Origin of the sequence: Sorangium sp. So ce321, assembly GCF_051530195.1 — a bacterium.
Taxonomy (GTDB): domain Bacteria; phylum Myxococcota_A; class Polyangia; order Polyangiales; family Polyangiaceae; genus Sorangium.
Genome location: NZ_CP150329.1, coordinates 4,111,192 through 4,133,016, shown reverse-complemented (window position 1 = coordinate 4,133,016; position 21,825 = coordinate 4,111,192). Strand labels below are relative to the sequence as shown.

Here is a 21,825-nt window from a genome sequence, read left to right as displayed (position 1 = left end):
GAGCGACGCCGCCGTTCACGACGGCCGAGACCCGGGCGCGTCAACGCCACATCCAGCTCGCCGGAGTGGTGATATGGTCGGTCCACTTATGGATGTCGTCTCCGACGGGTCGCTCCCCGTCGCCTCGCTCCTCTGGCAGGCGCGCGCCTCGACCTGGGTGCTCACCGTCGTCTGCAAGGCGACCTTCACGCTCGCGCCGACCGAGTCGCCGCTCGCGCCCGCGCAGGAGCCGATCCGCGAGCGCGACGCGTACCGGGACGACGACCCCGCGCGCAGCCTGATCGAGGCGAGCGATCTCGCGCCGTTGAAGCAGGGCGCCGACGTCGTCCTCGTCGGCCACGCCCACGCGCCCGGCGGCCGGCCCGCGCGGTCCCTGGTCGCGCGGATGGTCGTGGGCGAGATCGATAAGGCCATTCAAGCGTTCTGCGATCGCGTGTTCACCCAGGAGGGCGAGCTCGAGGAGGGCGAGCGCTTCACCAGGATGCCGCTCGCCTACGAGCGCGCGGCGGGCGGGCCGGACACGGAGAACCCTGCGGGCGTCGATCGCGAAGCGCGCGACGACCGCGGCAGGACCACCGTGCCCAACCTCCTCCCCGTGGATCAGGTCGTGGGCAGCCCGGAGGACTCCATCGCGGCGGTGGGCTTCGGGCCGATCGCCCCCACCTGGCCTTTGCGACACCGCAGGCTCGGCAAGCACGCGGCCGCCTGGTCGTCGGGCGCGCTCCTCTCGAACCTGATGCCCGAGGATTTCGATCGCTCCTTCTTCAACGTGGCTCCGCTCGATCAACGCCTGCAGGAGCTCCGCGCCGACGAGCGCATCCTGCTCGAGAACCTCCATGCCCTCCACCCGCGCCTCGTCACCAGCCTGCCTGGCGTCCGCCCGCGGGCGACCATCACCGGCCGCGCCGGCGGGCCGCGCGATCTCGTCATGCGCTGCGACACGCTCGTGATCGACACCGATCGTCTCCTCTGCACGGTGACGTGGCGCGGCCAGCTCCCGCTCGCGAGCCCCACGGAGGCAGGGCAGGTGCGCGTCGAGCTGGAGCGGCCCGCAAAGCAGGCTCCGGCCGAGGCAGCCACCCCCTCTGCGCCGGGGCTCCAGCCGCCGCCGCTCGTGGCCCCGCCCGCTCCCAAGCTGAAGACGCCCTCCCCCGGCGCGTCGACGCTGACCCTCGGCGCCTCGACGCCGTCGCCCGACGCCCCGCAGGCGCCGGTCATGCCCTTTCGCGCGGGACCGCCGACCCCGCCGCCCCCTCCCGAGCTGCCCCCTCCGCGGCCGTCCGAGCCGCCCGGTTTCCGGCCGAAGGTGAGCTCGCTCAGGAAGGAGACGCGCGAGCTCACCGAGACGGTGTCGAAGGTGCCTTTCCCGTTCGTCGCCTCACCTGCGGCGCCGCCGCCCTCCGCCTCCTCGAACACCGCTCCTCCGGTCGCTGCCCCGCCGATCGCGAAGGCCTCGCCCGGCGAGCCGGTGAGCCCCTGGGCGGCAGCCGCTCCGCAGCCTGCGTCCAGCGACGCGAGCGTGATGTCGCAAGCGCCGGCGGCGCCGCGGACCATCGGCACGATGCTCGCGGGCACGGGCACGGGCACGGGCACGGCAGCGGCGGCGGCGGCAGCGGCGGCGGACGCGAGCGCCGCGATCGCGCCGGCGGCGACGCAGCGGGATGCGCTGGCGCTCGTCTGGTTCGATCGGAAGAGCGTGCCGCGCATCGTCCGCAAGCCCGCCTGGCAGCGCCTGCTCGACGCGATGGAGGCCGAGCCCCTCGACCCGGAGGCCGACGATCCGGCCCTCTCCGACGAGCCCGCCGAGATCGAGGATCGGGCGCAGATCTTCGAGATCCTCTATCGCGCTGCGGCCGCCGACGCCGAGGGCGTGCACGCGGCGCTCGCGCGCGCCGCCGGCAAGCGCGGCACGCCGGTGCCGCCGCTCGAGCTGGTCGAGGGCGAGCTCTCGTTGTCCTTCGACGAGGTCGAGACGCTGAAGGCGCTGCTCTCCACCGCGACGCCGCTCGCGGCCGGCGACGAGGCGCTCGCGACAGCGCTCGGGGCCGCCGAGAAATTCCTCGGCACGCCGGGCGTATCGAGCGCGCCCGCCGTCGCCGAGGCGCTGTGCGGGAGGATCCGCGAGGCGCTCGCCCACGGAAAGAAGGGCCGGGCGGAGCTCGCGAACGACCAGGTGGAGCGCGCGCTCCTGGAGCAGCGCCATTACCAGAAGCGCAAGGTGCTCGGCGGGCCGCACCTGCGCGCCCTCCTTCACGTGACGGGAGAGAAGCAGCCGCTCGTGATCTACCTTCCGGCCTCGATCGCCGAGGATCTGCCGCTCTCGACGCGCTTCCGGGCGCGCTTGATCGCGGCGGTGCACCCGGCGATCGACGAGCGGGAGACCGAGCCAGCGGCGCTCCAGGCGGCGGCGCTCGGGCGGGTGGTGCAGGTCAGGCAGCGGCGCGCATCATGAGGATTCGACAGCGGGAGAGCCGCTCGCGCGGCGGGCTCGCTTCACCGGAGATCAGGCGAGATGCTGTTCCGCGTTCACGGCGTGACGGTCACAAACTGGGACAAGGACCCGCTGCTCGATCTTCGCCACGGCGACAGGAGCAAGCTCGGGCTCGGGGTCGTCTACGCCCGGGAGATCGTCAGCGACGCCGTCGATCTCGTCGGGGACTACCTGGCGTGGCGCCCCCTGGAGAGCGTCGACCCCGACTCGGCGAATCGTACCCTCCATTTCCCGCGTCTCTTCCCCGGGAAGAACGTCGCTCCCATCAACCATGCCGTCACCGTCGTGGAGGCGCTCGGGCGGTACTTCGACCTCGACCATAGCTCGCCCACGTTCGAGCAGGACGTGAGGACGATATGGCAGAAGCTGCGTCTCCTCCGGGCGGGCATCGGCGGCGCGTTCGAGATCGTGGTCGGCCACCCCCTCCTGCCGGGCGAAGCGATGAGGGCGGCGCGGGACAGCGCGACGGCCCTCCTTACCGGTGCCGGCCACGCCCGGCTCGCCTGCGATCATCTGCGGTGGATCGGGACGGGGGCCGCGGGCTCCGTCGGCCCGCGGGCGCGCATCCACATCGGCAAGCATGCGATCCAGACGTTCACCGCGGGCGATCTGGCCGTGAGCATTCTCCACGAGGCCTCGCACAGGTTCGCGAGCACGATCGACGTGGCCTATCGGTGGGAAGGCCTCAGGAACGACACCGGCGGCTTCACCGGCCTGACCAACGATGCCGACTCCTATGCGTGGGCGAGCCGCCGGATCTGGCAGGCGAGGCGCGGCCATCCCGCGCGCATCTGAGCGGCGAGCGCGGACCGCGCCGCCAAAGTCGACCGCGCGCCCGCTCGCTGGGCTACCATCACGCCCCCGACCGGCCCTGCGCCCCGTGGCTCCACCGAGGACCGTCCAGCATGCCGACCTTCGATCTCACGTTCGAGTCCGGCGAGACCTCGCTCTCCGTCCGGCAGTTCGCCGTGCAGGAGGCCGTCTCCGAGCTGTTCACGGTCTCCGTGCTGGCCATGTCGAGGCGACCGGACCTCGACATGGATTCCTTCATCGGCCAGGCGGCGTCGCTGCGCATCGAGACGGGGATCCTGCACGCGGCGCTCGACGCGCGGCTCTGGGAAGGCGTGTGCAGCCAGGTGGAGCAGGTGCAGCCCGAGCCGACCGGGCTCTCGACGTACTCGCTGACCATCGTGCCGAAGCTGTGGCTGCTCACGCAGCGCCGCGGACAGCGGATCTACCAGCACCTGTCGATCCCGGAGATCGCGGACAGGCTCCTCGCCGAGTGGGCGATCGTCCCCGTGTGGAAGGTGGATCGCGCCGCGTGCCCGAAGCTCGAGATCCGGATGCAGCACGGCGAGAGCGACTACGCGTTCCTCTCGCGGCTGCTCGAGGAGGCGGGGATCGCGTTCACGCTGCCCGACAACGGCGCAACGAAGACGACGCTCACCTTCAGCGACAAGCTCCATGTCGAGCCGCCGCGGCGGGCGCTGCCGTTCGTCGACAACCCCAACGAAGCCTCCCAGAAGGAATTCGTGACGCAGGTCCGGCTCACCCACGAGGTGCGGCCCGGCAAGGTCACGATGCGCGACAACGAGTTCCGAAAGCCGAGGCTCGAGCTCTCGGCCAGCGCGCCGCTCGCGCCGCCGGTCGGACCGGAGGCGAAGCTGGAGCAGTACCGCTTCGAGCCCGGGTCTTTCCTGGCGCGCGGCGCGGGAGGCGGGACACCGTTCGCCGACGACAGGGGCGCTTACCGGCACGAGGAGCGGCACGGGAAGGATCTGTCGGCGCGCGTGCTCGCCGCGATGCGAGGCGACAGGCGTGTCGTGAGCTTCGAGACCAACGTCGTCGATCTGGCGCCGGGCCGCGTCTTCACGATCGAGCACCACCCGCACACCGAGCTCGACGCAGGCGAGCTGCTGGTGACGGATCTCGCGATCACCGGCTCGCCGGGCGAGGCGTGGACCGTCCAGGGACGGGCGGTCCTCACCGACGCGAAGGTGCCTTATCGCCCGCCGCGAAAGACGCCGAAGCCGCAGGCGCTCGGGCTCCAGAGCGCCGTCGTGGTGGGCCCGCCGGGCGCCGAGATCCACACCGACGAGCACGGGCGCGTGCGCGTGCAGTTCGCGTGGGACCGAGAGGGCCGGCTCGACGACAACAGCTCCTGCTGGATGCGCGTGAGCCAGGGGTGGGCGGGCGCAGGATACGGGATGTTCCTCCTGCCGCGCGTGGGGCAGGAGGTGCTGGTGGCGTGCCTCGACGGCGATCCGGATCAGCCCATCGTCGCGGGGCGCGCCCACAACGGCCAGCAGGTCCCGCCGTACAGGCTGCCGGACCACAAGACCGTGAGCACCTGGAAGAGCAGCTCGTCCCCGCACACCGGAGGATACAACGAGATCAAGTTCGAGGATCAGGCCGGGATGGAGCTCGTGTACACACAGGCTCAACGCGACAAGCACGAGCTGGTCAAGCGGGACCAGGTGGAGCGCACGGGCCGAAACAAGCTCTCGACGGTGGTGGGCGACGAGGATCTGGTGGTGAGGGGCACGCGCAAGCGCCTCGTGATGGGCGGCGAGCACGTCCACGTCGTGATGAACCGGAGCGAGCAGGTGAACGGCAGCGCGTCGCTCACCGTGATGGTCGATCAGCACGAGCGCGTGGGGCTGAGCCACGCGCTCGAGGCCGGCGCGGCGATCCACCTCAAGGCGGGCGCGACGATGGTGCTGGAGGCCGGGCTGCGCCTCACGATCAAGGGCCCGGGCGGCTTCATCGACATCCACCCTGGCGGCATTGATATCGTCGGGACCATCGTGAACATCAACAGCGGCGGCGAGGCGGGCTCGGGCCCTGGCGCGAGCCCCTCCCCGCCCCGGAAGGCGGACGAGGCGCACCCCGGGGACACGCCGGTGCCCTGACGAGAGGAGACCGATGCCCCCCGCCGCCCGCCTGACCGATCTGCACGTGTGCGTGGCCGTCCAGGCCCCGTCGCCCATCACCTCGGCCGCGACGACCGTGAACATCGGCTTCTTGCCCGCCGCGAGGGAGGGCGACGCCACGACATGCGGGGGCGCGATCGATGACGGCTCGAGCAACGTCTTCATCGAGGACGAGCCAGCCGCGCGGCTCGGCGACAGCACCGCTCCGAGAGGGGTGATCGTGACCGGGTGCCCCACGGTCTTCATCGGCTCGACGCCGGAGATCGACGCCCTCGTCGCCGCGGCGAAGACGGGGATCCCGTTCCTCGAGTGCAAGAGCTGCCAGCGCGCGTGGGCGGCGTCGCAGGCGCAGGCGGGCTCGGGGCGATGAGGGCAGTCTTGCACGTCGCGTCGGGGTCGCTCGCGGGGCGGCGCGTGCGCCTCCGGGAAGGACAGGAGCTCCGCGTGGGGCGCACCGGGCGCGCGGACCTCGTCTTCTCGCAGGACGCGCGGATGGCGCCGGTGCACTTCGAGCTCGTGTGGGACGGGCAGGCGTGCCACCTCCGCGACGTGAGCCGCCGCGGGACGACGGTCGACGGCGAACGTGTGGGCGAGGCCGTGCTGCGCGACGGCGCGATGCTCGTCGCGGGCGAGATGCGCTTCCTCCTCCGGATCCAGCCCGACGACGTGCGCGCCGGGCTCCCGCCGGTGCTGCCGGGCCGCCCGCCGCCGGCGGCCCTCCTCGCGGCGCGCGCGTCGGCGCTCGAGGCGCTCCGCGCCGAGGCCGAGCCGCTGTTCGCGATCCTGGACGCCGCGCGCGATCGGCGCATCTACCCGTTGCTCCTCGCGTGCGAGGACGAGCACCGCTCGCTGTTCGAGGGCGCGCAGGGCGAGGCGATGGCGCGCGCCGCGCCGCACCTCGTCCACCTCGAGCGGGGATCGGAGCTGTTGCCTGTGCTCGTGAACGAGGGCTGGGGCGAGAGCTGGGGCGTGTTCCTGACGAGCGCGCGGCCGCTGCGCGAGGTGCGGCAGCGGCTGCGGCGCTCGCTCGTCGTCACGGGGGGTGAGACGGGGCAGGCGCTGTATTTCCGGTTCTACGATCCGCGCGTCCTGCGGCCATTCTTGCCGACGTGCTCGGCGCGGCAGCGGAGCGAGATCGTGGGGACGGAGATCGAAGGCTTCCTGTTCGAGGGCGAGGCGGGCGAGGTGCTGCGGGGCTGAGGGCCCGGGCGGCGCCGGCCCTCAAGACAGGTGGCGCGCCAGGAGCTCCGCCTGCGTCGCGGCGTCGATCTCGCCGGTGATCTCCAGGCCCCGCGCGCGCTGGAAGCGCTTCAACGCCGCCCGCGTCAGGTCGCCGAGCGCGCCGTCCTCCTCACCGCAGGGGTAACCGAGGTTGTTGAGCCGGGCCTGGGCGCCGCGGACGGTGTCCGCGGGGTCGAGGCACCCGAGCCGGAGCTCGTGCTCCTCCTGGTCCTCGCCGGCGCCGAGCAGGATCCGCCCCGTGGCCGCGTCCGGCGGGATGCTCTCGATCAGGAAGCCATCGCCGTCGGTGTGGCCGGCTCGATCTTCGATCTTCCTTCCGCCGGCCGCCGTCAGGCTGAGCACGTAAGGCTCGCCTTTCCTCGGCTCGTCGCCGAAGGTCAGGAAGCGGATGCGCAGGATCTCGGGCCAGCCCTTGCGTCGCAGCCAATGGCGCCATCCAGCGCGCGCGGGCTCCGCCCTGCGCCTGCGCGCGGGGATGATCACGCGGTCGCCCGGATTCAGGACGTTCTTTGATCGGCGGAGGCGCCGCAGGAGCGCGTTGTCCGGGATGCTCCAGAGGGTCTCGGGGAAGAAGCCGTGGCGATCCGCGATGCTCGAGATGCAATCTCCCTCCACGACGACATGGCAGCTCGACGCGCCGCCCTGCGCCCAGGCGCTCTTCCAGCTCGCCTGGTCCCGGCTCTTCGGATCCGGCAGGGTGGCTTGCCGGATGCGCACCCAGGCGTCCTCGTCCAGCTCGTGGAGGCAGATCGTGAGAGGCTCGTCCTCCAGCCCTTCGAAGCGCACCTGGCCGTCGCGGCCGGTCCTCTCGTAGAGCACCTGGCCCTTGCCGTTGCGAAGCTCCACGGACGCACCCGACAGCGGCTGATCGCGCTCGTCGAGCACCACGACCTCGAGCGCCAGCTTCTCCCGCGGAGGGCTGCCAGCGCCTTTCTCCGGCGCGCCGGCTGTCGTCGCGCGCGCGGCAGGCGCCGGCGTCGTCGCGCGCGCGCCAGGCGCCGGCGCCGGGGGCACCTCGGCGCGGGCCGGAGGCGCGACCGCGGCCGGGTAGACCGGGAGGTCGAGCGCGGGCCGGAGGCGCGCCAGGAGCTCCTGCCGGGCCGCGAGCCGCGCGGCGCGCGTGAGCCTCCCCGGGCGCGGGCACCCGAGGACGAGCTCGCCGGCGGGCGGCGCCGGCGCGTCTCCGGGAGTCCCGGGCTCGTCCGCGCCGGTCCGCTCGTCCTGCTGCCGTCGTCGCGCCATGGCGAGCGCGGCCAGTTGATCTTTCCGGAGGTGGAGCATGGCGGTCTTTCGCGACGTGCCTCGCCTGGGCGGCGAGGCGGCTGTTTACTGGGTGAGCTCCATGCCCTCCGATGCTTCACCGTCACCGTCCGGCGGCTCGCCGTCCTCTTCGCCGTCCTGCACGTAGAAGGGAAACCGCTCGGGCTCCACGACCACAAGGCCTACCTCTGTCCGGAGATCGCTGAGGATCCTGTTCAGCATAGCGAAGACCTCGTCGGGGTCCGGCGGAGGCGCCTCCAGGAGATCCAGGAGAGGCTGCTCCACGACGCCGGCCTTGTCTTCATCCTCTCCGAGCGCCTCCACCACACGCACGGTGAAGTCGCTCGCGACGTTCCTGTATCGCTCCTCGTTGTCCTTCTCGAGCCACCAGTCATCCGGGCCGCGGCCGCCGCCCAGCATCTGGCAGGCATCGATCATGTGCCAGATCGCCATCGCCCAGCGCTTCTCCGCGTACAGGTCCTCCTCCAGGGCGTCCACGAAGACGTGCCTCACGGCGAGATCGTGGGCTCGCGTCGAGAAGCGGGCTCCGACCGGGAAATGATCGCTGATCGTGCGCCACGTCACCGTCGAGGGCAACGTGACGCTTCCTTCGGCGTCGTGCTTCTCGTCCTCGACGCGAAGCAGGCCCTCCTTCGCATGGTGGAAGAGGCCCAGCTCGGCCGATCTCCAGCCCTTCGAGGCGACCACGAAGTCCGCGATGCGAAACGCGGTGTACTCGATGACCTTGCTGTCCACCTTCGCGCTCGAGTGCACGTTGGTGGCCCAGATGGTCTGGTAGATGTGGAAGTGCTCCTCGATCTGGGCGGCGAACGTGAGCCCCAGGTCCTTGCGCAGTCGCTGCTCGGGCTTGGCCGAGAGGAGGAGGTTTCGCGCGGAGTACGATTGTGTGCTCAGGTATTCGTCCCTCTCCTTGCCGATCTTGCCGGTTCCTCCGGCTTGCTCGTCCTCCGCGACGCCCACGCTCTTCTTGACGTTGCGCTCGAAGTCGATGATCCGCCCCTTCAACCCGATGAAATCTACGAACCCCTTCTTGAGCGTGGCCGTCATGGCGCGTAAGAGGAGCTGGGTGTCGCATTGCTCCTCGTCCTTCAGGCGAAGCTTGCCTGCCTGGAGCGCCGCGAGCCGCTCGAGGAGGATGAGGCCGCTGTGGGCCTTCCCGACATCGGCATCGAGCTTCCAGATGCTCACGCTGCCTTTGTTGTCCTCCCATTTTTTCGTCGCTGCCGTCAGCACATCGAGGAGATCCTCGATCTTGGCCCGCTGACCCGCCATGGCCTCTTCGCAGAGCTTCACTCCTGTCGCCTTCAGCTTCGCCAGCTCGCTCGCGCCTCCGGCGCCGTCCGCCTGCGTGAGGCTGCTCGTCCGCGCACCGCTCATCGCCTCGTCGATGGCGTCGATCTCCCGCTTCAGGGCCTCGATCTGGCCGAGGAGGATCGCGCGCCGGGCCTTGTTCGCCTCGACGATCACATCCTTGGCGATCGGGTCGTCCCGGTCCTTCCATGTGCGCACCGTGCGCGTCTGGTACCCCTTCCCTGCCTCGCTGGTCACGACGGACTCGTCGAGCAGGTAGAAGTCCCCCGCGATCAGCCACAGGGCTTCGACCCCGTCCGGCTGCCATCCACTCGCCACCTCGTTGAAGAATTTTTCGAGCTGGCTGTAGACCATCTTTCGCTCGAACTCCGTGCCGCCAGGCGTGGTGTGGACGATACCCACGTTGACGGACTGTTTTCCCCCGACGAGCAGGTGGTGAATGACGACGGGGCGGTAGAGGTGGTGTCTGACTTCCTCGATGATGGCGCTTCGCTGCCCCGAATTCAGCTTCCAGTAGCTGGCGCGAACCCCCTCTATTCTCTTTGCGAGATCGCTGCGGTTGACGCCTTCCTTCGCCGCTTCGAGGCCGTCACATATCGTCCGGACCAGCGCGTCCCTCTCCCCCTTGCGCTCGGCCTTGCCCTCGGCCTCGCTGCTGGGCCCGGCCTTGCGCCTGGGCCCGGACTTGCTCCTGGGCCCGGCCTCGCTGCTGGGCCCCGCGTTCAGCCTGGGCCCGGGCTTGCTCCTGCTCGGGGGCGGCGCATCCTTCGGGGTCGTCGCAGCGAGGAGCTTCCGCATGGCGACGACAGCTCCGCTCATGTCCTCGTCTTCGAGCTCGAGGCGCTCCAGGGAGCTCGCGGCAGCCTCGCCGCGAGCTCCGATGGACTGCTTCGCGTTTGCCGGCCGCTTTCCCTTCGAGCCCCCCTCGATCGCCTCGATCAGATGGATCAGCTTCTCGGCGGCTTTCACGACGGCCTCTCGATAGGCAGCGTCGCTCTCCGCTTTCGTGAGGTTCTCTTTCTTGATCCACCTGACCTCCTCTCCTTGCGCCACCTTCTTGTGGCTGGCGACGCCGGTGGAGAAGAACACCGAGCAGCCCTGATGCTCGATCTTGAACCGCCCCGGCCGGTCGACGATCAGCAGCGGATAATACTCGTGTTGACCGGCGCCGAGCTGCTCGCCAACCGAAATCAGGTGAGGTCCCTCGTACAGCGTGCACCTGGGGCTCTTCCACTGTGCGACCTCCTTCTTGAGGAAGTCCACGCCCTTGTTGACCTCGTTGAGGGCCACCACGTCGAGCCAGTCCGCGTTGCGCTCAATGAGCGCCCTCAGGGCGTCGACCTTGTTCTGCGCGCTGTTCGCCTTCTCGGCGTCTTCGGGAGCGCCGTCTCCGGCGTCTTCGGGAGCGCCGTCTCCGGCTGGCTCTGGCTGGTTCCTTCTCCGCTTCTTCGGTGCTGGCTCCGACGATGGTTGGCTGTCTCCCTCCTCCTCGAGCATGGGATCCAGAGACGGCAGCGGGCCGTCGTTCCTGGCGCGCTTCCTCCGCGGCGGTGGCACGACGGCCAGCGGCGCCGGCTCCATCCGCCGCCTCTTCGTGGGCCTGCCCTCGGAGGGGTCGTCCGGGACGTCTTCATCCCTTGTTCGCTTCTGCCCCTGGGGCTGCTCGCCGAGGTGGTTGAGGTTCCACACGCAGAGGCCCAGTCGGAGAGGCGTGACGCGGGTGTTGGGCTCGTGGCGCGCGGCGGACGTCGCCGAGCCCGTGTCGATCAGAGGTGCGCTGTAGGAGCGCACCGGAGCGGACCACTCCCTGAGACTCGTCGTCGCGACGCTCACGTTGGAGCGCCAGAGATACGGCTGGTAGTGAAGATCCTCGCAGCAAAGGAGGAGGGTCCCCTTTCGCTGCGGGTCGTCGTCCACGAGAGGCCCCGGGACGATCTCCACCTCCAGATTCCACAGATCCCGTAGGATCCTCTCGTAAAACCCGCTCGCCCCTTCGAGCTCCGTCACCCCCCAGACGAGAGAGTTACGAAGCAGGAAATCGACCCTTTTTTTTGTCACCAGCCATGTGTTGATGGCGTCCACGATGGCCGAGCGGTCGCTGGTCAGCTCGTTCAGGAGGCCCCACCGGAGGAAGAGCGCCACAAGCAAGGGGTGGTTCGTCGGGTCTCGCCACAGCTCCTCCCACGCCGCGTAGACGGCGCGGCTGATCCCGTCGAACGCGGATTTAAGGTGCTCCAGGAGCTCGCTCTCCGGGCTCAATGGAAGCTGCGATAGCGCCTCCAGGTCCCATTCCTGGCCGCCTGGGACCTGGTCGAGCCCGAAGATCTCCTCCGCGGCGTGCCGCATCATCGCCGCCCTCACCGTCCCGGCGTCCCACTCGCCATCGGGTGCCCAGCCTATCCCTTCGTGGTTCAAATGCCTGGCCACGGAGTCGAAGAAGCAGTCTCCGCCATTGGCGACTTTTTCCAGGCGATATGGCATGGATCTTCATTCCGAGGATACCCGGCGGCGCCCGGCAAGGCGAGCCTTCCATCCGGGGCGCCGCCGAGCCGCTCGCTGCACGGCCCGTGGTCGGCGTGCCCGCCTCGCCCTGCTCATCCCCCGCGGGGCGCTCGCCTTCCGCTCGGGGATACCCCCCGCCGCCCCCGGGGCTCCGACAGCGAGCCTGCCCGCGCCGCAGCAGCCGATCACCACCCGGCTGCTGCTGAGGCAGCAGCGGAGCTATCCACCGCCCGTCCACGCTGACAACCCCCCTGGCCCGATTGGTGCTTGGGCCCGCCGCGGCGGATCCTCGATGAGCACCCCTGCAACGCTGTCTCCTCCCCTCGCCTCCGACACCGACGACCTCGCCGACGTGCTGGTGATCGGCGGCGGCCCCGCCGGCGCGTGGGCCGCGCTCGGCGCCGCGGCGAGCGGGGCGCGCAGCGTGGTGCTCGTCGACAAGGGCTATTGCGGCACCTCGGGCGCCACGGCCCCCGCGAACACAGGCGCCTGGTACGTGACGCCCGAGGGCGCCGCACGCGAGCGCGCGATCGAGGCGAGGTTCGCGCGGAGCGGCGGGCTCGCCCACCGCGAGTGGATGGCGCGCGTCCTCGAAGCGACCTGGACGCAGATCAACCAGCTGGCGGCGTGGGGCTACCCCTTCCCCGTGGACGACAGCGGCCTCCAGTACCGCGCCAACCTGAGGGGCCCCGATTACATGTACTTCCTGCGCCGGCAGCTCCGGCGCGCCGGCGTCCGCATCCTCGACCACTCCCCTGCCCTCGAGCTGCTCGTGAGCGACGGGGTGGTCGCCGGCGCCCAGGGCTATTCACGCCAGCAGGACGCCCCGTGGCGCGTCCGCGCCGGGGCCGTGGTGCTGGCCAGCGGCGGCTGCGCGTTCCTGAGCAAGGCGCTCGGCTGCGACGTCAACACGGGCGACGGCTACCTGATGGCCACGGAGGTCGGCGCCGAGCTCTCTGGAATGGAGTTCTCCGCCCAGTACGGCATCAGCCCGGCCTACGCCACGGTCACCAAGGGGCTCCCCTACTTCTGGGCGACCTTCACCACCGAGTCGGGCGAGGAGATCGACAGCCGCGGCAATCGCATGCTCGCGGTGGCGAGGGCGCTGCGCCGCGGGCCTGTCTACGCGGTGCTCGACCGCGCCGGCCCCGAGATCCAGCGCTGGCTCCGCGACGGGCAGCCGAACTGCTTCCTGCCGCACGACCGGCTCGGGCTCGACCCGTTCACGCAGCGGTTCCCGGTCACCCTGCGCTCGGAGGGCACCGTGCGCGGCAGCGGCGGGATCCGCATCGTCGACGACGAGTGCGCCACGAGCGTCCCGGGGCTCTACGCCGCGGGCGACGCGGCCTCGCGCGAGCTCATCGTCGGCGCCTCCAGCGGCGGCGGCAGCCCCAACGCGGCCTGGGCGATCTCGAGCGGCACCTGGGCGGGCCGCGCCGCGGCGCGCTTCCGCGCCGGCCTCGGCGACAGCGCCGCCGCGCGGCCCGTGCGCGCCGCCGGGACCGTCGGCCTCCGGCCCGGCGGGACAGCGGGCGGGCTCGGCGCCAGGGAGGTCATCGACCTCGTCCAGCAAGAGATGCTGCCGCTCGACAAGAACCTCTTCCGCCGCGGCGACCAGCTGGAGGCGTCGGTCGAGCGGCTCGAGGGCGCGTGGCGCGACGCGAGCGCGCACCTCCGCGCCGCCGGCGTCGCCCAGGTCCGGGCGCGCGAGGCGGCCGCGCTGCTGGCCACCGCGCGGTTCTGCTACCGCAGCGCGCTCGCGCGCGCCGAGTCCCGTGGGCTGCACCAGCGCACCGACCTGCCGGACACCGATCCCGAGCAGGGCCATTGCCTCACCACCGGCGGGCTCTCGTCCATCTGGGTCGCGCCTCGCCGGCTCCCGGACCAGCGCCCCTCATCGGCCCCCTCACCGGCCCCCCCACCGGCCCCCCACCAAGGAGACCTCGCTTGATCGAGCTCTTGAGCGACGCCCGCTGCATCGACTGCAACCTCTGCGTCAAGGTCTGCCCCACGAACGTCTTCGAGGCGAGGCCCGGCGAGGCGCCCTTCATCGCGCGCCAGGAAGACTGCCAGACCTGCTTCATGTGCGAGCTCTACTGCCCGACCGACGCGCTCTACGTGAGCCCGCTGGCCGAGCGCCGCGACCCCGTAGCGGAGGAGCGGCTCGCAGAGGACGGCCGCCTGGGGAGCTACGCGCACCACCTCGGGTGGCACGCCGCGAAGCCGGGGGGCACGGACCGCGACCCCACGTTCCGGTTCCGCGCCGTGACGGCCGGGTAACGCGCGCCGCGTGACGCTCCCTGCGCCGGCGCTCTCCCCTGCGCGGGGCGAAGGCCGCTGGAGAGCACGACCGCCATCTCATGAGGGCGCGCACGGCGCCCAGGACATTTCGGTGGAAGCCAATACCTCTCTGCAGCGCGCCCCTGGCGCTCCGTTGCTCCCGGACACGCCGCTCCGCTTCATCGTCCACTTCATCGCTCATTACCGCCCGTGGTATCTGGCGATGTTCGTGTTCGAGTCGGCGCACGCCTCGTTCGGGATCATGATCCCGTACGCCGTCGGTCAGGTCATCAAGGGGGTGACGCGCGAGTCGAGCGCCGGCCGCGCCGCGCTGACGGGCGAGCTCCGCGGCGCGCTGACGCTCTTCGTCGTGCTCATCGCGGGCGAGTTCCTTTTCAGCCGCATCGCCGGCCTCTGCCAGATCCTCGTCGGGCCGTGGCAGCGCCAGAACGTGACCCGCAACCTCTACGCGTACCTCCAGCACCACTCCCACCGTTACCTCAGCAACAACTTCGCTGGCGCGCTCGCCCACCGGATCAGCGAGACGTCGATGGGCGTCTCGCAGACGCTGTGGGCCGTCCTGTTCGACTTCTGGCCCATCGCCATCGTCTTCTCGGTCTCGATCGGCCTGCTCTACCGCGCTCACCCGGAGCTCGCGGCGTTCGTCTCGGCCTGGGCCGTCCTCTTCGTCGGCATCTCCTACTGGCTCGCGACCCGCTGTCAGCCGCACGCGGTGCGCGCCGCTTCGGCGCGGAGCGAGACGACGGGCAAGCTCGTCGATTCGGTCTCGAACCTCACGAGCGCGCGGCTCTTCGCCCGGTTCGGCTTCGAGCGCGAGTACCTGGACGAGCAGCTCGTGCGGGAGCTCCGGGCGGTGCGGAGGTCGAACTGGTACTCCGAGCGCGTCCGCTGGTTCCAGTTCGCGTCGGCCGCGCTGCTCAAGGTGGGGACGCTCTACCAGGCGCTCACGCTCTGGCAGCGCGGCGCCATCGGCGTCGCCGAGTTCGTCATGGCGACGAGCCTGTCGCTCCTCATCATCAACGAGGCGCGCAACCTCAGCCGCCGCTTCCTCGAGTTCTTCGAGTTCGTCGGCAACGTCGCGAACGGCGTGAACACCATCATCCGCTCCCACGAGCTCGTCGACAGGCCCGCCGCCGTCGCGCCGCGCCTCGAGCGCGGCCAGATCGAGCTCCGGGACGTGTCCTTCGGCTACACGCCCGATCAGCCGATCTTCGAGCGGCTCGACCTGACGATCCCGCGCGGCCAGCGGGTCGGGCTGGTCGGCTTCTCCGGCTCGGGCAAGTCCACCTTCGTCAGCCTCATCCTGCGGCTCTACGACATCAACGACGGTCAGATCCTGATCGACGGCGTGGACATCCGCGACATGACGCAGGACGCGCTGCACGCGCAGCTCAGCCTGATCCCGCAGGATCCCAGCCTGTTCCACCGGACGCTCCTCGAGAACATCCGCTACGGCCGCCTGGACGCGACCGACGAGGAGGTCGTCGAGGCCGCGCGCAAGGCGCACGCGCACGAGTTCATCGCGCAGATGAAGGACGGGTATCGCTCCATGGTCGGCGAGCGCGGGGTCAAGCTCTCCGGCGGCCAGCGCCAGCGCATCGCCATCGCGCGGGTCATCCTGAAGGACGCGCCGGTCCTGATCCTCGACGAGGCGACCTCGAGCCTCGACTCGATCACCGAGAAGGCGATCCAGGACACGCTGGACGGGGTCATGAAGGGCAAGACGGTGCTCGTCGTGGCCCACCGCCTCTCGACGGTCGTCCACCTCGACCGCATCCTTGTGTTCGACAAGGGCCGGATCATCGAGGACGGCACGCACGCCGAGCTGCTCGCCCGGGGCGGAGCGTACCAGCGGCTCTGGAGCAAGCAGTCCGACGGCTTCCTGGCGGACGGCGCCGCCGCCGAGCCGTCGATCCAGGCGCCGCCGGTCCGCGTCCTCGAAGCGCCGCGTCCGCAGCCAGCGGCCGACGGCGCCGACGGGCGCCCGCTGGCCACGCCGCTGAAGGCCTGGGCGCCGCTCGCCTGAGCGGCAGAGCGCGTGCTCCAGCGTCCCTTCGTTCCCGGCGCCGCCGGCTTCCGCCAGCGGCTGATCGTGCCGGAGCACATCCGAAAGCAGGTCGCTGTTCCGGTGGAGTCCAGCGGCGAGGAGCCTGTGTCGACAGGCCCGCCGGATTACCGGCTCGTGCTCACCGAGACCAGGTGGAGGCCGGCTCGCCAGGCCGGTCCTCCGCGGCTCAAGGGCGCGGGGATAGCGCGCGCCAGCACCGGAGACGCGCGCTTACCGGAAGGTCCACGGGTGCGGCTGGCCCATGCGGGTGCGGAAGGCTTCTTCCCAGCGGACGAGCCGCGGGGTGAGCCACGCCGTGCCCGAGGCCAGCGCGACGCCGGCCACCACGTCCACCGCGTAGTGCCAGCGGAGGAGCATGGTGGAGATGATGATGTTCATGGAGAAGAACGCGGCCACCACGGCCAGCCAGAAGAGGCGCCGGTCGGTGCGCGCTCGGTGGAAGGTGTACAGCGCGAACCAGAGCGGCCCCGCCGTGTGCAGGGAGGGAAAGACGTCCTTCATCGCGCCGCCGGCCTGCACGACGCTGCTCACGGCGCCCCAGAAGAAGCCGCCGTCGAGCGGCCCCTCGTAGAGGTGGCGCAGCGCCTGGATCGGACCGTACGCGGGGACCGCCATGTAGCCGAGCTGGCCAAGGCAGTACACGAGCGAGGTGCCGATCGCGAACTCGGTCGTGCCCCGGCCGGGGCGAGCCACCCAGAGCGCCAGCACCATCGACATGAAGCAGATGAGGAAGTAGCTGAAGTAGAAGAACGAGAACCACTCCACGATCGGGCGCGTGTTGAACCGCTCCATCCAGAGCGCCGGCTCCACCCGGAAGAGGAGGAGATCGAGGTGCAGGAGCTCCGCGTCGAGGCTGTCGTTGCGCACCGTCGGCAGGATGGTCCGCAGCGACAGGTAGTTGAGGAGGAAGGCCCCGACGAGCGAGAGCCGGTAAACCACGCTCCGGAGCAGGGGAGCCACGAAGGTCGCGCGGCGCACGAACACGCACAGGGACATCAGGGCGGCGATGCCGACGAGATTGCGCTGCACGCACTCGGTTCGCACCTCGCTCGCCGGCGCGAAGACCAGCGCGATCGTCGTCGCCACGAGGTAGCCGATGAGGATCACGTCCTGCAGGGCGAACACGGCGACCAAGCCGCGCAGCGCGTCCCTCCAGAGCGCTCCGGCGCGCTCGACGTCGACCAAGCCGCGGGAGCCGGCCACCTTACCACAGTCCGTTGTAAGCCTCTCGTGCATGTGGGGTTGTTCCAGGGATGGCGTGGTGCGCGCGCGGGCAGCTCGAGCCTGGCCGCTCTTTACCACGTGTAGCGTCGCCGTGACACGGCTGCCGTAACGCCGTCACGCCGTCACCTCCCACAGCAACCCGGAGGCCACGGGGACGTCGACTTTTTGACAGGCTGCTCCGCCATGCTTGACCGCGGCAGGCGCCGCGTCGCGACCGAGATCGGCGAGATCCACCTCCCCCGAGACGCCTCGCCTGGGCCATGCGTCGCCGCGCGGGCGAGGCCACGCGCGCGCAATCTCGCTTCGCGCGCCTGCGAACGTGACGACGCAGCGGCGCACGCGCTACGCGTTCCCCTCGCCTCTGCATCGCGGCCACCGCGCGTCGGGACGACCGGACCGACGAGCTGCTGGATGCGCAGAATCTGCGCGTTCGCCACCATCGCAATTTCTGCGTGCGTGCTGTACCCACCGAGCGCGCCGGCTGGAGGGGTGGAGAACGCGAACAGCGTGTCGTCAAGCGCGACGACACAGGAGCTGGGGTATTCGCGCTCGATAGCATCGCCGCGCGGACACGGCGCGGTGGCGCGGTGGCGCGGTGGCGCGGTGGCGCGGTGGCGCGGTGGCGCGGTGGCGCGGAACGGAGCGCATGGGCGAGCGGCACATCGCTCGACGATGTCGCCTCATCGCCGACGTCGTCCTTCTTGACAGCGCGCACCGGAGCCGCCGAGCTCCCTGCCACGGCGCTCCCCTCCGAACCGGTCGCCCGTACTGCCCTGGCGCCGCGCTGGCGGCCCGGAGGAAACCGCTCGAGCTCGGCCGTGGGGCAGCCCTGTCGCTCCGCGTGCCGGCGCCCCCCGCGGCATCGTCAGCCTGCGCGCGACCGCAGGGGCGCTGTCCACCCCCGGGCACGCACCGGCCTCCGGCCAGCCGCCCTCGCTGAACCACATCATCGCATGCCGCCCCCAGGACCCGCGACCTGGCCGACCTGCGGGGCCCTCTCGACCTGCGTCCCGGCGCCCGGGCCAGGGCCACCGGCGCGCGCTGCGCAGCTCACGCTGGACAGCGACAAACGATCATCATGGTTCAGCCCGTCAAGGGCCTTGACACGACTTCGTGCAGCGAGCGCCCCGTCAGCAACGTTGCGAGGGCTGAAGGTCAGACGAAAGAGCGTTGATGTCCCGGGCTCGACCGCATCCGCTCGCCACGGAACACGGTTCCTCGAGCGGACGGGGCGCGATGGCCCGTGCGCTCACGCGTGGTGGGGCAGTCTGCCGCGCGGCGGAACCTTGGCTGCAGAATCGGTATCAGCCAGGCTGAGCAGCGCATGCGGCGGATCCGCGGCCAGGCTGAGCAGCAAAATGGCGGCGGATCCATCGCGGGCTCCTGTTCGCCGGAGCACGCCCGCGCACGCGGCGGCGCGCGCGGAGCGACCGCCGCGCGACGCGTCCTGGACGCTCGGAAGCACCACCGAGAGCCACGGATCTCGCGCCGGATCCCCGCTGATCAAGGCCGGTGTCCATGATCTCTTCTCCATGGCATCCACGTTGCAATCTCCCTCGATGCCGACATCGTTCAAGGAAAAACCACGTGGCGCTGCACCTGGGTTGCCCCGTGCGTATGTTGAGCGATGCGCCCAGACACCACCAAGGAGACATCTCATGGCACAGCAACAAAACCAGAGCAGCAGTCGTGGGTTCGCGGCGATGGATGAGAAGCAGCAACGCGCGATCGCGAGCATGGGCGGGAAGGCCGCGCACCAGAAGGGCACGGCCCACGAGTTCAGCTCCGAGGAGGCCCGCGCGGCGGGCCGCAAGGGCGGCGCGACCGTGAGCCAGAACCGCGAGCACATGGCCGCGATCGGCCGCAAGGGCGGCGCGGCCGTGAGCCAGAACCGCAGCCACATGGCCCAGATCGGCCGCAAGGGCGGCGAGGCCCGCGGCGATGGCCCGAACGGCGCGCAGGGCAACAGCGGGCGCGAGGAGGAGCAGACGGAGCACGCCAGCAGCCACGAGCAGCACGCCAGCGCTGGCCAGCAGAGCCACTGATCCCGGTGCCGCGCTGCTGTAAGCGTCCCCCGCCCGGGGGACCGTGACATACGGGAGAGCCACGGGGCTGCCGCCATCGGCACCCCGCGGCGCCGTGCGCCGAGCGCAGCAGATGCGCCGGAGCGACCGCGAGGACGCGCACCGCAAGCCGGAGCGCAGGCCCTCTCGCCCTCCGGCCTGCCGCGCGCGGCCACCCCCTCGCGCCTCGCGCGAGCGCCCTCTCCAGGGCGCTCGCGCGAGGACGAGGCGGACGGCCAAGGAAGCGAGGAACGCCAGAAAGGACCAGCTCCCTGGTTCTCCTGGCGTTCCTGGCGCCTTGGGTGTTTTGTCGTTCGGGAGCGCCGGGCCAGGCGCGGCCGGGCGCCGCGCTGGCTAGCGCGTCACGGCGAGAGGGTCACGACGAAGACGTCGCCGTTGTCGAAATCGCGCGCGGGCGCGGTGTGCTCGAGCGGGGGGAGGCTACCGCCGAGCTCGATCCGCTCGCCGAAGAAGAGGCCCGCGGCGACGGTGTTGCCGCTGGCGGTGACCGCCTGGGCCGTGATGAACGAGTAGAACTGATCCCGGTAGACGTCGGACCAGAGCTCCTCGGAGAAGTCCGGGCTGAGCTTCGCGACGAACGCGTCGCCCGACGCCGGCGCCCCGACCGCGATGGGCGCCCCGCCGAGCGCCAGCGACCCGGTGAAGTAGCCGCTCAGCACGTGGTTGCCCCAGGGGTCCTGGGAGAACCCCCAGATGAACTCGTCGCCCGCTGAAGGAAACCCGCGCGCGGCGAGCGGCTCGCCCGCCTCGGCGTCGAGCCGGGCGAGGTAGAGGTCGTATTCTCCCGCCACGGGGTCCTCGATCTCGGTGGACCCGATCTGGAACCCCGCTGCGTAGTTACCGAGGACGACGGGATGGCCATCGATCCCGAGGCTCACGAGCTTCGCGAACTGCTCGCCGGCGCCCCCCAGCGAGCGCGCCCACACGAGGCTGCCCGAGGCGAGATCGAACCTGACGACGAGCCCGTCGATGCCGTAGATCGGCTCCCCGCCGCCGCCCCCGCCGTCGCCGCCGGAGCCGCCCGCGCCGGAGGTCTCGCCGTCGATGGAGCTCTCCACGACGTGGCCGTCGATCTCCAGGATGCCGCCGAACGCGCCGGTGGCGTAGAGGGCCGACTCGCTGACAGCGATGCTGCGGAAGCGCTGCCAGCTGTCCACGGATCCGAAGCGCTTGCTCCAGAGATGACCGCCGGCGGCGTCGAGCTTGGCGACGACGACGTTCGCGTCGCCGGTGCCCGTGAGCGCTGTCCCGGGATCCTCGCTGAAGTTGATGGCGCCGCTGGCGACGCCGAGGACGACGATCTCGTCCGCTCCGGTGACGGCGACGGCCGTGGCGTACTGGTCGAGCGCGTCGCCGAAGCGCCTGCTGAAGAGGTGATTGCCGTCGGCGTCGAGCTTGGCGACGAAGAGGTCCTTCCGGCCGGCGCTCACGAGCGCCGTGCTCGGGTCCGCGCCGAAGTTGAGGGTCCCCTCGAACTCGCCGGCGATGACCACGTTGCCGCTCGAGTCCGTCGCGACCGCGAACGGGTACTGCTCAGCGGCGTCGCCGAATCGCCTGCTCCAGACGTGCTCACCCGCCGCGTCGAGCTTCACCACGAAGATGTCGTGACGGCCCTCGCTCACCAGCTCATCGGCCTCGCCGCCGAAGTTGATCGCCGCCTCGAAGCCGCCGACGAGGAGGATGTTCTCGTCCTGATCCGCTGCGATCGCCTCGATCCGGTCGCGCTTCTCATCGCCGGCGCCGAGCCCCCAGAGGGCTTCTCCCAGGAACGCGGGCGGCTCGCCGCCGCCGCTGCCGCCAGCGCCCCCACCGCCGCCGGCGCCCCCGACCCCAGCGCCGCCGCCCACTCCACCGCCGCCGCCCACTCCACCGCCGCCGCCCACTCCACCGCCGGCGCCTCCGACTCCAGCGCCTCCGACTCCGCCTTGCCCGCCAGCGCCTCCGGCCCCGCCTTGCCCCCCAGCGCCGCCTTGCCCCCCAGCGCCGCCGACTCCACCGCCGGCGCCCCCGACTCCGCCTTGCCCTCCGGCGCCCCCGACTCCGCCTTGCCCTCCGGCACCCCCGACTCCGCCTTGCCCCCCGGAGCCCCCCTCGCCGCCGAGCCCGCCGGCGCCGCCCTCGCCGCCCTGGCCACCGGCGCCTCCGGCGCTGCTCGAGGAAGGCGAGCCGCCCCCTGGCTCCGAGTCGCAGCCGCCGCAGCCCAGGGGCATCCCCATGCTCGTCAGAAGCGCGATATGGGCCACTCTCGTGATGAAGTGCTCTTTCATTGTTCCTCCATGTATCGACGAAGAGCCCGCGCCGCCGGGTGTTCGGTGGAGGCAAGGAGGGTCAGGTACCCATCGTTGTGGGTTATCCAACGTCCTCATCCGCCGTGCCGTGGAGCTGGAG

General features: G+C 71.1%; 13 protein-coding genes and 1 pseudogene. 9 read left to right on the top strand and 5 right to left on the bottom strand.

All coding sequences use genetic code 11. From position 1 onward, the window contains the following. Window positions 1-73: 73 nt before the first annotated feature. From WME89_RS15895 to WME89_RS15875, 5 genes and pseudogenes are all read left to right on the top strand, one after another. On the top strand, window positions 74-2,452 hold the full coding sequence (locus tag WME89_RS15895) for a DUF2169 family type VI secretion system accessory protein (RefSeq protein WP_438009988.1): 2,379 nt from the start codon (window positions 74-76) through the stop codon (window positions 2,450-2,452). Between the two features lie 60 nt (window positions 2,453-2,512). Continuing rightward, a complete protein-coding gene (locus WME89_RS15890; RefSeq protein ID WP_438009987.1) occupies window positions 2,513-3,286 on the top strand; it encodes a hypothetical protein in 774 nt (257 codons plus the stop codon). Between the two features lie 110 nt (window positions 3,287-3,396). Continuing rightward, a complete protein-coding gene (locus WME89_RS15885) occupies window positions 3,397-5,403 on the top strand; it encodes a type VI secretion system Vgr family protein (protein ID WP_438009986.1) in 2,007 nt (668 codons plus the stop codon). Between the two features lie 13 nt (window positions 5,404-5,416). After that, window positions 5,417-5,674: pseudogene (locus WME89_RS15880) on the top strand (PAAR domain-containing protein); the annotation flags it as partial. A 116-nt stretch (window positions 5,675-5,790) separates the two neighbouring features. After that, on the top strand, window positions 5,791-6,624 hold the full coding sequence (locus WME89_RS15875; RefSeq protein ID WP_438009985.1) for a DUF4123 domain-containing protein: 834 nt from the start codon (window positions 5,791-5,793) through the stop codon (window positions 6,622-6,624). A gap of 21 nt (window positions 6,625-6,645) precedes the next feature. Here WME89_RS15875 and WME89_RS15870 read toward each other — a convergent pair whose 3' ends face one another. Continuing rightward, on the bottom strand, window positions 6,646-7,947 hold the full coding sequence (locus tag WME89_RS15870; protein WP_438009984.1) for a peptidoglycan-binding protein: 1,302 nt from the start codon (window positions 7,945-7,947) through the stop codon (window positions 6,646-6,648). Window positions 7,948-7,992: 45 nt separating this feature from the next. Continuing rightward, window positions 7,993-11,739 carry a hypothetical protein gene (locus WME89_RS15865; RefSeq protein WP_438009983.1) on the bottom strand — a complete coding sequence of 1,249 codons (3,747 nt, stop codon included), beginning with the start codon at window positions 11,737-11,739 and terminating at the stop codon, window positions 7,993-7,995. A 313-nt stretch (window positions 11,740-12,052) separates the two neighbouring features. Between WME89_RS15865 and WME89_RS15860 the strand changes: the two genes are divergently transcribed. The 3 genes from WME89_RS15860 (at window position 12,053) to WME89_RS15850 (ending at window position 16,087) form a co-directional block, all read left to right on the top strand. Next, a complete protein-coding gene (locus tag WME89_RS15860) occupies window positions 12,053-13,711 on the top strand; it encodes an FAD-dependent oxidoreductase (RefSeq protein ID WP_438009982.1) in 1,659 nt (552 codons plus the stop codon). Next, the gene (locus WME89_RS15855) at window positions 13,708-14,040 is read left to right on the top strand and encodes a 4Fe-4S binding protein (RefSeq protein WP_437626044.1); all 333 of its coding nucleotides are present in this window, start codon (window positions 13,708-13,710) and stop codon (window positions 14,038-14,040) included. The genes WME89_RS15860 and WME89_RS15855 overlap by 4 nt, the downstream gene beginning before the upstream one ends. Before the next feature lie 223 nt (window positions 14,041-14,263). Continuing rightward, complete coding sequence (locus WME89_RS15850; protein ID WP_438011939.1) at window positions 14,264-16,087, top strand: ABC transporter ATP-binding protein; 1,824 nt, start codon at window positions 14,264-14,266, stop codon at window positions 16,085-16,087. A gap of 252 nt (window positions 16,088-16,339) precedes the next feature. Here the strand turns inward: WME89_RS15850 and WME89_RS15845 are convergent, their stop codons facing one another. Together WME89_RS15845 and WME89_RS15840 are read right to left on the bottom strand one after the other, a co-directional pair. After that, entirely contained in the window at window positions 16,340-17,365 is a 1,026-nt protein-coding gene (locus tag WME89_RS15845) for a phosphatase PAP2 family protein (RefSeq protein ID WP_438009981.1), read from the bottom strand. A 1,237-nt stretch (window positions 17,366-18,602) separates the two neighbouring features. Further along, window positions 18,603-18,929: a hypothetical protein gene (locus tag WME89_RS15840; RefSeq protein ID WP_438009980.1), complete on the bottom strand. Its 327-nt coding sequence runs from the start codon at window positions 18,927-18,929 to the stop codon at window positions 18,603-18,605. 82 nt (window positions 18,930-19,011) lie between these two features. On the opposite strand from WME89_RS15840, the gene WME89_RS15835 reads away from it, so the two are divergent. Then, entirely contained in the window at window positions 19,012-19,398 is a 387-nt protein-coding gene (locus WME89_RS15835; RefSeq protein WP_438009979.1) for a KGG domain-containing protein, read from the top strand. 380 nt (window positions 19,399-19,778) lie between these two features. Here the strand turns inward: WME89_RS15835 and WME89_RS15830 are convergent, their stop codons facing one another. Continuing rightward, window positions 19,779-21,284: a PE-PGRS family protein gene (locus tag WME89_RS15830; RefSeq protein ID WP_438009978.1), complete on the bottom strand. Its 1,506-nt coding sequence runs from the start codon at window positions 21,282-21,284 to the stop codon at window positions 19,779-19,781. Between the last annotated feature and the right edge of the window lie 541 nt (window positions 21,285-21,825).

Coding starts and splice junctions, on each gene's coding strand:
- WME89_RS15885 (WP_438009986.1), top strand. CDS start 3,397: ATGCCGACCTTCGATCTCACGTTCGAGTCCGGCGAGACCTCGCTCTCC.
- WME89_RS15850 (WP_438011939.1), top strand. CDS start 14,264: ATGTTCGTGTTCGAGTCGGCGCACGCCTCGTTCGGGATCATGATCCCG.
- WME89_RS15875 (WP_438009985.1), top strand. CDS start 5,791: ATGAGGGCAGTCTTGCACGTCGCGTCGGGGTCGCTCGCGGGGCGGCGC.
- WME89_RS15895 (WP_438009988.1), top strand. CDS start 74: ATGGTCGGTCCACTTATGGATGTCGTCTCCGACGGGTCGCTCCCCGTC.
- WME89_RS15835 (WP_438009979.1), top strand. CDS start 19,012: ATGGCACAGCAACAAAACCAGAGCAGCAGTCGTGGGTTCGCGGCGATG.
- WME89_RS15890 (WP_438009987.1), top strand. CDS start 2,513: ATGCTGTTCCGCGTTCACGGCGTGACGGTCACAAACTGGGACAAGGAC.
- WME89_RS15870 (WP_438009984.1), bottom strand. CDS start 7,947: ATGCTCCACCTCCGGAAAGATCAACTGGCCGCGCTCGCCATGGCGCGA.
- WME89_RS15860 (WP_438009982.1), top strand. CDS start 12,053: ATGAGCACCCCTGCAACGCTGTCTCCTCCCCTCGCCTCCGACACCGAC.
- WME89_RS15845 (WP_438009981.1), bottom strand. CDS start 17,365: ATGCACGAGAGGCTTACAACGGACTGTGGTAAGGTGGCCGGCTCCCGC.
- WME89_RS15865 (WP_438009983.1), bottom strand. CDS start 11,739: ATGCCATATCGCCTGGAAAAAGTCGCCAATGGCGGAGACTGCTTCTTC.